Consider the following 11,620-nt stretch of genomic DNA (forward strand, 5'->3'; position numbering starts at 1 on the left):
GGCGGCAGGTGTAGGCGCCGGAGGTGGTGCCTCCGGTGCCTTTCCTGCTCCGGGGATAGTCCCAGGGATCGCTCCGCCGGGTGCGGGGATGGCGGATCCTGGTGGAGGTGGTGTGTTCAGATTCTTTGGCGGGGTGCCGTCCATGTGGGAAGTCGTCTCTTGCTGCAGTTTCGTTGAAGTTTGGGTTGTTGTTGTCATGGTCAGACCAAGCTTGTGTGTCGTTCTCAGGGTAACGCCCGTGGGGGCTTTTTCCATATCAGACAAGGCTGGTGCTTCCTGTGTGAAGTGGGCCATTCTCTGATGGGGCAGGCGTGGGTGCTGTTCTGGATTGTAGGGTGGTTGATTAAGGAGCGAAATCAATTATAGACAGCACAGTCTATGAAAATTGAACTCTACGGTCTATAGTTTCATTTAGAAATATATGAAACTCAACATGTAGGAGTTATTGTGGCTGCTTCATTCACCCATAAGATCGGCGCCACCATCGGTGCCGTGGCATTAGCTTTCTCGCTTGTTGCCTGCAGCAGTGAGTCTGAAGGGGATGCCAACGTGATCAAGGTGGGCACCTCACCCGGGCCTTATTCCGAGCTTTTCAAGGACGGCATTGACCCCATCCTGACAGAGCAGGGCTACACCCTGGAATACACCAACTTCTCCGATCTCCAGCAGGCAGATATCGCTGTTGACGAGGGCTCTGTTGATCTCAACGTGGATCAGCACACCGCCTATATGGAGGTCTTCAACCGTGAACGTGATGGAAACCTGGCTTCCCTGGTGGAGATCCCGACTGTTCCCGCGAAGCTGTACTCCGACTCCCACAGTTCCTTGGATGATGTCGCTCAAGGCCAGACCGTGGGCATTCCACTGGATGCCTCCAACCAGTCCCGTGCCTTCAATATTCTGGTCAAGGCTGGCTGGATCACCCTGAAGGAAGGCCACGATCCGATCCAGATCACGGTGAATGATATTGCGGACAACCCTCATGATCTGGAGATCATGCCGATGGATTCCGCCACCATCCCACGTTCCCTGCAGGACCTGGACTGGGGTGTTATCCCAGGTTCCATCTCCTACTCCTCCGGTGTTGACGCTGAGCTGGCGCTGCTGGATGAGGACCTGCGCCCTGAGCTGATTCTGGTTGCGGTGACCACCGAGGATAAGCAGGATTCCGAGTGGGCACAGGCTGTCACGGACGCTTACCAGTCGGATGAGTTCGCAGCATTCCTGGATGAGGAGAACTCCAACGGCTACTGGTTCGTACCGGAATACAACTAATGCATGCTGTTTCCTTCCGAAACGTCTCCAAGAGTTACGGGGATCTCCACGCACTCAAAGACATCAGCTTTGATGTCGCAGAAGGGGAGATCTTCGGTGTGGTCGGCACCTCTGGTGCCGGCAAGTCCACGCTGATCCGTACCGTCAATGGCCTCGAGACACCGACCTCCGGTGTCGTCGAGGTCCTCGGCGTTGAACCGGCACAACTCGGGGTCAGAGATCTGAGCGCACTGCGCGCGAATGTGTCCATGGTGTTCCAGCACTACAACCTGCTGGCCTCACGCACGGTGGCAGAAAATGTCGCCATGCCGCTGGTACTGGCAGGTGTGGGCAAGAAGGAGATTGCTCAGCGCGTTGCGGAATCCCTGGAACTTGTCGGCCTCGCCGGTCGTGCGGGCAACCGCCCCAAGCAGCTCTCCGGTGGTCAACAGCAGCGCGTCGGTATTGCCCGTGCCCTGGTGACCAGGCCGAAGATCCTGCTTTGTGATGAACCCACCAGCGCGCTCGACCCCCTGACCACTGATCAGATTCTCGAGCTGATCATCAAGATCAATGCTGAGCTCGGTGTCACCGTCTTGATCATCACCCACCAGATGGATGTGGTGGCCAAGATCGCCGATGGGGTGTCAGTGTTGGAAAATGGCGAACTGATTGAACATGGGACCGTCGATAAGGTCTTTTCTGCACCGCAACACCCACTGACCCGCAGATTCGTGGACACCGTCGTGCCCAGCCGCCTGCCGGAAAAGGTGGCAGAAGACATTGCCTCGGGCAGTGTGGGCACCGCGGTGCGGGTGACCTACCGCGAAGGCGCAGCACGTGATCTGATCACGGATCTCGCCGCGCGATTCGATGTGTCGATATCCCTGCTGAACGCCACGGAGGCACCTTTGAGGCGCACCACCGTGGGCACCCTGGTGCTCGGCATCAAGGGGACCAGGGCGATTGAAGCCGCCAACTGGGCTTCCGCCCTCGAGGGGCTGGACGTGGAGGTGCTGTCATGACCGAACTTTTTGATACCCGCGTATCCAACCAGCAATACCTGGATGCCTTCAACGAAACCATCTACATGGTAGGCATCTCGCTGTTCATCGGCAGCCTGCTCGGCATTCCGATTGCCGTGCTACTGGTGCTCACCCGTAAAGACGGTCTGAAGCCGAATGCTGCGATCTACAACGTGGTGAACGTGATCGTGAACATCATCCGCTCACTGCCTTTCATCATCCTGATGGTGGCCATCGTGCCCTTCAGTCGACTGATTGCCGGCACCTCGATCGGCACCACCGCAGCACTGGTGCCGCTGACCATCTACATCGCACCCTATATCGGCAGACTGATTGAGAATTCACTGCTGGAAGTGCCCGAGGGCATCATGGAGGCCGCCCAGTCCATGGGCGCATCCACCTGGCAGACCATCCGGTATTTCCTGCTGCCCGAAGCAAAGAGCTCCATCGTCCTGGCCATGACCACAGCCTGTGTGGGCCTGATCGGTGCCACCGCGATGGCCGGTGTCATCGGTGGTGGTGGCGTGGGTGACCTGGCGGTTTCTTATGGCTATCAGCAATTCGATACCGTGGCCATGATCGCCACCGTGATCATCCTCATCATCGTCGTCCAGGGCATCCAGTCCCTGGGCAACTGGCTTGCGGCACGTTCCCGCTATTAGAAAGTGGAGAAAAATTTGACCCTCTATGAAGAAACCCTGCCTCTTCTCCAGGAACTCATCCGCAACGCCTGCGTGAATGACCTCACTCCAGATTCTGGCCAGGAAGTCCGCAATGCCGACACCCTGGAACGCTTCTTCGCCGGTGTTCCCAACGTGGAGATCCAGCGTCTGGAACCCCGCCCGGGACGCACCACCATCATCTTCACCGTCCCCGGCAGCGATCCCGACGCCGAGCCCCTGACCCTGCTCGGCCACACCGACGTGGTGCCTATCGACGAACCGAAGTGGACCAAGGACCCCTTCGGTGCGGAGATCTCCGAGGGACAGATCTGGGGCAGGGGAGCAGTGGACATGCTCTTCATCACCGCCACCCAGGCAGCCGTCACCCGCCAGGTGGCACGCGAAGGTGGCCTGCGCGGCACCCTCACCTTCGTCGGCATCGCCGATGAGGAAGCCCGTGGTGGACTCGGTGCAAAGTGGATCGCGGAGGAACACCCACAGGCCTTCAGCTGGAAGAACTGCCTCTCAGAAACCGGTGGCTCACACCTGCCCGTTACTGATGGCAGCGACGCCGTGGTGATCAACATCGGTGAAAAGGGTGCTGCCCAGCGACGCATCCATGTCCACGGCGACGCCGGACACGGTTCCATCCCCTTCGATCGCGACAGCTCAATTGTGAAGATCGGTGAGGTGGCCCGACGCATCGCCGCCGCTGATATCGCCGTGGCCAAAGATGACATCTGGCAGGGCTTTGTCCAGGCCTTCCGCTTTGACCCGGCAGTGGAAAAAGCGCTCCTGGAAGGCACTGATCCGGCCGCCTATGGAGAGTTCGGCGAACTGGCACGTTTCGCCCATGCCGTCTCCCACCTCACCATCGCCCAGACCGTGGTCCGTGCAGGCCAGGCCATCAACGTCCTGCCATCGCATGCTTACCTGGAATTGGATATCCGCACCCTGCCGGGGCAGACCAATGACTATGTGGATGATGCCCTGCGGAAGGCTTTGGGGGATCTGGCTGATGAGGTGGAGATTGAACACCTGATCTCTGAAGAAGCCACCGTCAGCCCCACCGATTCCGGTCTTTACCACGTGCTGGAGAAGGTTCTGGGCGATTTCTTCCCCGACGCGCCCGTGGTACCGATCATCTCTTCCGGTGGCTCGGACCTGCGCTTTGGTCGCCGCCTGGGCGGCGTGGGTTATGGCTTTGCCGTCCACGCCCGCGAACGCACCCTCGCCGAAGCGCTGGGCCAGCTGCACTCCCATGATGAAGCCCTCCACCTGGAGGATCTAGAACTGACCATCCGCGGCTATGACGCCGTGGTCAGGGAGTTTCTGGGCTAGTAGTTCGCTTTAAATCGTCAAGGTGCCTGCTGTTTCCATTCCAGGAAATAGCAGGCGTTTTATGGTGGCGGGGTAGGGGGTGCATCGATAAGCGTGGTTGGTTGGTGGTGACCACGTGGGTTGAAGTCTATGGAAAGGCAGCGTGAGCGAACTGCCTGGGGCGTTGGGTACCGGGCGCTGATCTGGCGGAGACTTCCCGGACTTGAAGCTGCCTGATCATGCTTCATCTTGCTTGATCGAACCCCAGGGGGGTGCAGGTATAAGTGCAAGTGACCTACTCTTGGGCGGCACCACGACAGAAGGAACCGCCATGTCATCGTCGATCAAGAGCCAGAACCGTATAGCTATGGATGACAGAATCATTGCAGAAGCACGTGCTGTTTTCAGCACGCAATCATCCAGAGGGATGGCACTCGTCCTTAAAAAGCATGATGGGACTGAAATCGCATTACCTGAAAAGGTAGCGGGCATTCTTATGTCTACCCTTGCAGCACTGTCTGAGGGGGAGCCAACCAGTATTCTGCGTGTTCCTGATGAGCTGACAAGTACCGCAGCAGCAGAGATTCTCGGGGTATCTCGACCTACTTTGATGAAGTGGGCTGACCAGAAGAAGATTTCTACATTCGATGTGGGAACGCATCGTCGATTCCTGCGCAAGGAAGTTCTGGAGCTGAAGGAAAAGCGTCGTGAAGACCGACTTCGGGCTTTCGAAGAGCTGCGTGTCCTCGATAAAAAACTGGGCATCGAAGATTAGTAGTATTCCTGCTGCCATCTCTTGAGTGGACTATCCTCAAGAGATGGCCCAGCGTGTTTTTGTTGATGCGAATATCCTCTTCAGCAAAACCCTCATGGATTGGCTGTTTCTTCTGAGGAACGCCAACGAAGGTATGTTTCAGGTTCATACCACTGAGGATGTGATAGCTGAGGTCATCAGTAATTTCCGTAAAAGAACCCCTCGCCGTCAGGGATGTCAGACCAAGCGTAGATCAGATTTAATCAGAGTCAGCCTCGATGAGATTGTGCCTGATTTTCCTGATAATCCAGCATCCTTGAAGTATTGTGCTGGCAGCAAGAAAACATTGGATCAGGCATTAGTAGATTCTTCCTGCCCCCACTTTGCCCGCAGGGTTGAGCATGAGGTTGGCCAGCTGCAGCGACTCCCTGAAATCGGTAGAAACTGATTCATATGCAGGGTGTAGCTCTTTTAGGGCTTTCCTGCTTGAGGGGCCATGAATTTTAATAGAGACCTTCAGTTAATCAAGGATGGGGGGAGGGAACAGGGATAGGCTGTTGAGAAGCGTTATCTTCTGATACTTCCTTGACCATGTGGAGACCCCGTTACGATGACTGCCCCTGTTTCAAGCAACTTTGGTTTCATCGGTAGGGTATGGTCGGCAATTCTCAATGATTGCCTCATGGCAGAACGTGCTGCTATCTCAGACACACGGGGAAGCTGCTTCCGCTCCCGACCCTGAATCTTCATGCTCCAAGTGAGACAAAATGAGTTCAAAACGAGGAGAAATTTAGCAGTGTGCGTCTGCTGGAAGTGCCGGAGCATATTTCCCCCCCCCCACCCGCCGCCAGAGCATGTGGGCGCACTGCAGGCTGGCTCATGAGGGAGGCAAAGCACCGCGACTTCATTATTTAGATGCAGATGATGGAAAGATCTACATCGGTTATATCGGGGAACACCTGGTCATCCCGATGACAACATAATGATGACATCATGACTCCTCTGGAAAAGTAAAAAAGCATGAGCCCCTATGAGGGGGGACTCACGCTTTTGATCCGTGACAGTTTTTAGAAGCGGATCGACTTTCGTCCATCCACCTTGCCCTGACGTAGCTCCTCAAAGACATCGTTGACGTCCTCGAGTGAACAGGCTTCCACAGTTGGCTTGATCAGGCCGCGTGCGTAGAAGTCCAATGCCTCCTCCAGGTCCTGGCGGGTACCCACCAGGGAGCCACGGATGGTGAGGGCCTTGAATACGATGTCGAAGATGGGGGCCGGGAAGTCTCCTGGTGGAAGGCCGTTGAACACGATGGTGCCACCCTTGCGGGCCATGTCGATCGCCTGGCCGAAGGCCTGCGGGTGAACTGCGGTGACCAGAATTCCGTGGGCGCCACCACCGGTGATTTCATTGATCTTCTCCACCGGATCCTCGGCGCGGGCATTCACGGTGAATTCTGCACCATGCTTGGTGGCCAGTTCCAGCTTGTCATCGGCGATATCCACAGCGATCACACGCATGCCCATGGCCACGGCGTACTGGACGGCGATGTGTCCGAGGCCGCCGACACCGGAAATCACCATGTACTGACCCGGGCGGGTTTCAGAGACCTTGAGTCCCTTATATACGGTCACGCCGGCACAGAGGATCGGTGCCACCTCAACAGGGTCACAGCCTTCTGGGATGCGTGCACAGTAGCGGGTGTCCACCAGCATGTAGGCGCCGAAGGAACCATTGGTGGTATAGCCGCCATATTCTGCAGAGTTGCAGAGGGTTTCCCAGCCGGTGCGGCAGCTTTCACATTCGCCACAGGCGGACCAGAGCCAGACATTGCCCACGATGTCACCAACATTGACGGTGTGCTCGCCGGGGCCGAGCTTCACAACTTCGCCCACGCCTTCATGGCCGGGAATAAAAGGTGGGGCAGGCTGGACAGGCCAATCGCCTTCGGCTGCGTGGAGATCGGTGTGGCAGATTCCGGATGCGTGCAGTTTGACCAGTGCCTGGTTTCTGCCAGGTGTAGGAATTTCCACTTCGCGGATGTTGAGGGTGGGGCCAAATTCTTCTACAACGGCGGCGGTGAAGGTTGAGGGGTGAGAATCAGACATGCAGGGGGTCCTTTCCAACTTTGGGAATCTTACTAATGTGACTATAGCTAACCCTGCGGGTGTCATGGGGCATATTGGGATATGGATTGAGGTGCATATCACATTACCGTCTGCGGAGATTACCCTTGCTGTTCAGTGCTGTTTTATGGAGGGCTTTTGGCCGAAAATTCCTAAATTTAAGACCGGGGGATGCTCATCGGTGGGGGTGGTCTTACCATGTAGATGTGTGTCCTAGTGGACAGCGGTATCGGTGCGGAGACGGGAAAACGCCACTCCCCGGGGGTGATGAGGGGAGTGGCGTGGTGAAACGGTTTACCTAGTGGGTGGGGAAACCGAGTTCGATCTGGGATTCGTCGGGAAGTGGCCAGCGGGAGGTGATGACCTTGCTGCGGGTGTAGAAGTTGAAGGATTCGGGTCCGTACATATGGGTGTCTCCAAAGAGGGAGTCCTTCCAACCGCCAAAGGAGAAGGCGCCGATGGGAACCGGGATGGGCACGTTGATGCCAACCATTCCGACCTCGATATCCATCTGGAACTCTCGTGCGGTCCGGCCGTCACGGGTGAACAGGGCTACGCCGTTGGCGTAGTTGTTGGAGTTGATCAGCTCTACAGCCTCCTCGTAGGTGTTGACGCGCACTACTGAAAGTACTGGTGCGAAGATCTCCTCATCGTAAACCTGCATTCCCGGCTGAACATTGTCCACCAGACTTGCACCAACAAAGAATCCGTCCATCCCCTGGGCTGAAGTTCTGCCATCCACGACGATGGTTGCGCCTTCACCTGGGGCGGAGTCCAGAATCCTGTCAGCGCGTTCCTGTGCCTGCCTGGTGATCAGGGGTCCGATGTCAGTGTCAGCTTCTGCACCATTACCGAGCTTGAGGTCATTCATGCGCAGGGTGATTCTCTCAATGAGATCATCAGCGATGTCTCCCACAGCAACTAGAACAGATACAGCCATGCAACGCTGTCCGGCAGAGCCGAACCCTGCGGAAATGGCGGCATCTGCTGCGGAGTCGAGATCGGCATCAGGCATGACCACCATGTGGTTCTTGGCTCCACCCAGGGCTTGGACGCGCTTTCCGTGCAGGGCGGCAGTGGAGTAAATGTGCTTGGCGATAGGGGTGGAGCCGACAAAGGAAACAGCTCGGATGACAGGGTGCTCCAGAATGGCATTCACGGTGTCCTTGTCTCCGTGCACGACATTGAGGATTCCGTCTGGAAGACCGGCACGCTGGAAGGCTTCAGCAATCCACACGGTTGCTGAAGGGTCGCGTTCAGAGGGCTTCAGGATGACGGCGTTGCCTGCTGCGATTGCCGTGGAGATCATCCAGAGAGGCACCATTGCCGGGAAGTTGAAGGGGGTAATACAGGCGACAACCCCAACTGGCTGTTTGAGCTGCTGGACATCCACACCGGAGGCGACCTGCTCAGCGTTCTCACCCTTGAGGTGGTGCATCAGACCAGCGCAGAACTCAACATTCTCCAGGCCACGGGCAATCTCGCCGAGTGCATCCGGAATGGTTTTTCCATGCTCTTCGGTAATGATCCGTGCCAGATCCTCCTGCTCATCACGGATGATGGCTGCGAGGCGGAAAAATACCAGGCTGCGCTTTGCCAGACCGAGCGAACGCCAGGACTTCTGTGCCTGTGCAGCGGTAGCAACTGCCTGATTCAACAGTTCGGTGTCTGCGAGGGGAACCTGTCGAATTTCCTCGCCCGTGGCGGGGCTGTAAACCGGCTGGGAGCGGGCACTTTCCCTGGTGGGTTCGCCGCCAATCAGGTGCGGAACAATCTGGGTGGCAATTGAGGTGGTCATGATCTTTTACTCCTTGAAGGGGAGAGACACTGTGAGGAGGATGGTTCTCAGGGGCCTTTCGCAGAGCTGTTGTCTTGCACTATCGGGGGTAGAAGCTCAGTGGTCAGGCCTGGATGGGAAATCCAGGTAAGCCTGAATAAAATCTGTTGGAAATATCGGCAAGACCAGTTAATACATGCAATTAAATTGCATAAGACTATGGTGCATAGAGATAAACACAGCTTAATAGGACAGGATCGGTGATTCCGCGAAGATGAACCCCAGGAAAACACTCAAAATTCTTCAGCGGACCACTCTGTTCACCCTCGGATTGTTCATTTTGGCTTTTGGCATCGCCATTTCCATCCGGGCCAACTTGGGAACGGGGCCCGTGATCGCAATGCCCACTGTTTTGTCCTTTACCACCGCACTGTCGGTGGGAACACTGTCCATCATCTTCAACATGGTGATGGTGATGATCTCCATGGTGATCAGTGGGCGAAGTTTTCCCCTGTTCCAGTTGATGCAGATTCCGGCAGCTTTTCTCTTCGGATTCTTCATCGACATCTCCATGCTGCTCACCCCGTGGGTGGATCCTCAGAACTATCTGATGCAGTGGATCTGGGTGATCATCAGCATCCTCATCATCGCGGTGGGTGTGCACATTGAGATGAAACCTAAGCTCACCTACATCCCGGCAGATGGTCTGGTTGCCCTGCTGGCCATGAAGACCCCGTTGCAGCTGGGCAATGTGAAGATGATCTTTGACTGGACACTCGTTGCGGCCGCCACGGTGTTGTCCCTGGTGCTGCTTGGCGGACTGGAGGGCGTCCGTGAGGGCACGGTGGCTGCTGCCTTCGGTGTGGGTATGATCCTGAAACTGATTGCCAATGTTGAGCAGCAGTTCCGCGTGGACAAGCGTTATGACTAAATCTGGGTGGTGACCTTGGCACCAGCCCGTGGACGTGTGAGGAACGCCTGAATCAGCACCACACCCAGCACCAGTGCGGCGAGATACTGCATTCCTGTGGCGCCGACAATCACACCGGCGAGCAACCCGCCAGCAGCACCTGCCAGGTTCATCGTCAGGTCGGAACGCCCCTGGGCGTGGGCGCGGTGATGGGTGGGGGTGGCGTCGTTAAGCATGGCGGAAGAACCGACCAGGGCGGAGTTCCAACCCAGGCCGAGCAACACCAGCGAGGTAATCACGGACCACTGTGGTTCCGGCCAGATCACCAGCAACAATGCGGAAGCAGCCAGCATGGTGAAGCCCGCGCCGATGGTCACACCGCGGCCAACGCGGTCAGTGAGGATGCCGAACAGTGGCGACAGGGCGTACATGCCCGCCACGTGGAGACTGATGGTGAAGCCGATGATGGTGAGGCTCGCACCATGCCCCTGCATGTGCACCGCGGTCATGGACATGATGCCCACCATGGAAAAATGAGCCACCGCAACAGCAGAAACAGCCCGACGCGCCATGGGGGTGAGCGTGGCCGGGCCTGCGTTTTCGGCTCCGTTGGTGTCGGGTTTGAGGCCTTTGGGGAGGGTGAAGAACCAGACGGCAACCGCGATGAGCTGGCCGAGCAGACAGATGATATAGGCGCCTGCGTGTTCATCCAGGCCGATCATTTGGCTGAATTGGGCACTCGGGGTGAACAGGTTGGGGCCGATGATCGCGCCGATGGTGGTGGACCAGACAACCATGGACAGATCGCGCCCGCGGGTGGCGTCGCTGGCAACATCGGTGGCGGCAAAACGTGCCTGTAAGTTCACCGCACTCATGGCACCCAGGAACAGGAAGGCCAGCAGCACCACCGGGAAGAGCCCGAACTGGGCGCCGATCACTGCGAGTACCGCACCGACGCAACCCAGCAGCATACCCACGCTCAATGATGCCCGCCTGTCGTAGCGGCTCAACAATGTCGCCAGTGGCAGCGCCCAGAGTGCCGCACCGATCGTGGTCAGGGTAGCGGCCGATCCACCCCAGGCGGTACCTGCCATGGAAGCGGCCAGCAGACTGCCCATGGACAAGGTGATGCCATGGGAGAGGCCGATCATGATCTGGGCGAACATCAACCCGGCGATAACCTTTTTGCGCTCCGGATGCGGGGTGGTTGCGGTGGTCATGGTGCTTAACCATAAACGAGGGGGTGAGGGTATCGAAGAAACATGGGGGAGTATCGGGGAAGTCTGTAGGTGGTGTCCAGGTGTCAGGGGGTGTTTTAGACTCTGTACCCATGGCACGTATTCCTGTTCTCATCGACTGTGACACCGGCATCGACGATGCCCTCGCCCTGATTTATCTCGCGGCACTTCACCATGGTGGTGAGATCGAACTCTGCGGGGTGACCACCACCGCCGGCAATGTGGAGGTGGAACAAACCGCCCGCAACAGCAGGTGGGTGCTTGATCTCTGCGGTCTACCAGAGGTACCGGTGCTGCCCGGGTTACCCGGGCCGAAGGACGTGCCGCTGGTGACCACCCAGGAAACCCATGGTGCACTGGGATTGGGGTATGTGACACCTGGGGAGGTCCCTGTTGGCGAAGGTGGGAGTGCTGGGGGCGTGCAGGGATGGCGGGACCTGTGGAGCACTCTCATTGCACAACACCCAGACCTGCGCCTGATCGTCAGCGGGCCGGCCACCAACCTCGCGGATTTCGGCCCGGTGGATAACACCACGCTCATGGGCGGGGCCTACCTC

General features: G+C 57.4%; 11 protein-coding genes. 8 read left to right on the forward strand and 3 right to left on the reverse strand.

Annotated elements, in window-relative coordinates; all coding sequences use genetic code 11:
- Positions 1–447: 447 nt before the first annotated feature.
- The 6 genes from Q0M74_RS10360 (at position 448) to Q0M74_RS10385 (ending at position 5,463) form a co-directional block, all read left to right on the forward strand.
- On the forward strand, positions 448–1,275 hold the full coding sequence (locus Q0M74_RS10360) for a MetQ/NlpA family ABC transporter substrate-binding protein (protein ID WP_293954126.1): 828 nt from the start codon (positions 448–450) through the stop codon (positions 1,273–1,275).
- Positions 1,275–2,279, forward strand: a complete 1,005-nt coding sequence (locus Q0M74_RS10365; RefSeq protein WP_293954128.1) for a methionine ABC transporter ATP-binding protein — start codon at positions 1,275–1,277, stop codon at positions 2,277–2,279. The genes Q0M74_RS10360 and Q0M74_RS10365 overlap by 1 nt, the downstream gene beginning before the upstream one ends.
- Positions 2,276–2,941: a methionine ABC transporter permease gene (locus Q0M74_RS10370; RefSeq protein WP_293954130.1), complete on the forward strand. Its 666-nt coding sequence runs from the start codon at positions 2,276–2,278 to the stop codon at positions 2,939–2,941. The genes Q0M74_RS10365 and Q0M74_RS10370 overlap by 4 nt, the downstream gene beginning before the upstream one ends.
- Before the next feature lie 15 nt (positions 2,942–2,956).
- Complete coding sequence (locus tag Q0M74_RS10375) at positions 2,957–4,282, forward strand: M20/M25/M40 family metallo-hydrolase (protein WP_293954132.1); 1,326 nt, start codon at positions 2,957–2,959, stop codon at positions 4,280–4,282.
- 475 nt (positions 4,283–4,757) lie between these two features.
- Positions 4,758–5,036 (forward strand): helix-turn-helix domain-containing protein, encoded by a 279-nt coding sequence (locus tag Q0M74_RS10380; RefSeq protein WP_293954134.1) that lies wholly within the window; start codon positions 4,758–4,760, stop codon positions 5,034–5,036.
- A 43-nt stretch (positions 5,037–5,079) separates the two neighbouring features.
- Complete coding sequence (locus Q0M74_RS10385; RefSeq protein WP_293954136.1) at positions 5,080–5,463, forward strand: hypothetical protein; 384 nt, start codon at positions 5,080–5,082, stop codon at positions 5,461–5,463.
- 619 nt (positions 5,464–6,082) lie between these two features.
- Here the strand turns inward: Q0M74_RS10385 and Q0M74_RS10390 are convergent.
- Both Q0M74_RS10390 and Q0M74_RS10395 read right to left on the reverse strand, forming a co-directional pair.
- Positions 6,083–7,120, reverse strand: a complete 1,038-nt coding sequence (locus tag Q0M74_RS10390) for a zinc-dependent alcohol dehydrogenase (RefSeq protein ID WP_293954138.1) — start codon at positions 7,118–7,120, stop codon at positions 6,083–6,085.
- Between the two features lie 316 nt (positions 7,121–7,436).
- Positions 7,437–8,936 (reverse strand): CoA-acylating methylmalonate-semialdehyde dehydrogenase, encoded by a 1,500-nt coding sequence (locus Q0M74_RS10395; protein WP_293954140.1) that lies wholly within the window; start codon positions 8,934–8,936, stop codon positions 7,437–7,439.
- Between the two features lie 253 nt (positions 8,937–9,189).
- Here Q0M74_RS10395 and Q0M74_RS10400 point away from each other — a divergent pair, with 253 nt between their 5' ends.
- Positions 9,190–9,846 carry a YitT family protein gene (locus Q0M74_RS10400; protein ID WP_293954146.1) on the forward strand — a complete coding sequence of 219 codons (657 nt, stop codon included), beginning with the start codon at positions 9,190–9,192 and terminating at the stop codon, positions 9,844–9,846.
- Here Q0M74_RS10400 and Q0M74_RS10405 read toward each other — a convergent pair.
- Complete coding sequence (locus Q0M74_RS10405; RefSeq protein ID WP_293954148.1) at positions 9,843–11,045, reverse strand: MFS transporter; 1,203 nt, start codon at positions 11,043–11,045, stop codon at positions 9,843–9,845. The two genes, Q0M74_RS10400 and Q0M74_RS10405, sit on opposite strands and share 4 nt — an antisense overlap.
- A gap of 110 nt (positions 11,046–11,155) precedes the next feature.
- On the opposite strand from Q0M74_RS10405, the gene Q0M74_RS10410 reads away from it, so the two are divergent.
- Positions 11,156–11,620 (forward strand): nucleoside hydrolase (locus tag Q0M74_RS10410; protein ID WP_293954150.1); only part of this gene is annotated, 465 nt, incomplete at its 3' end.

The organism is uncultured Corynebacterium sp. (genome assembly GCF_945649885.1).
Taxonomy (GTDB): domain Bacteria; phylum Actinomycetota; class Actinomycetes; order Mycobacteriales; family Mycobacteriaceae; genus Corynebacterium.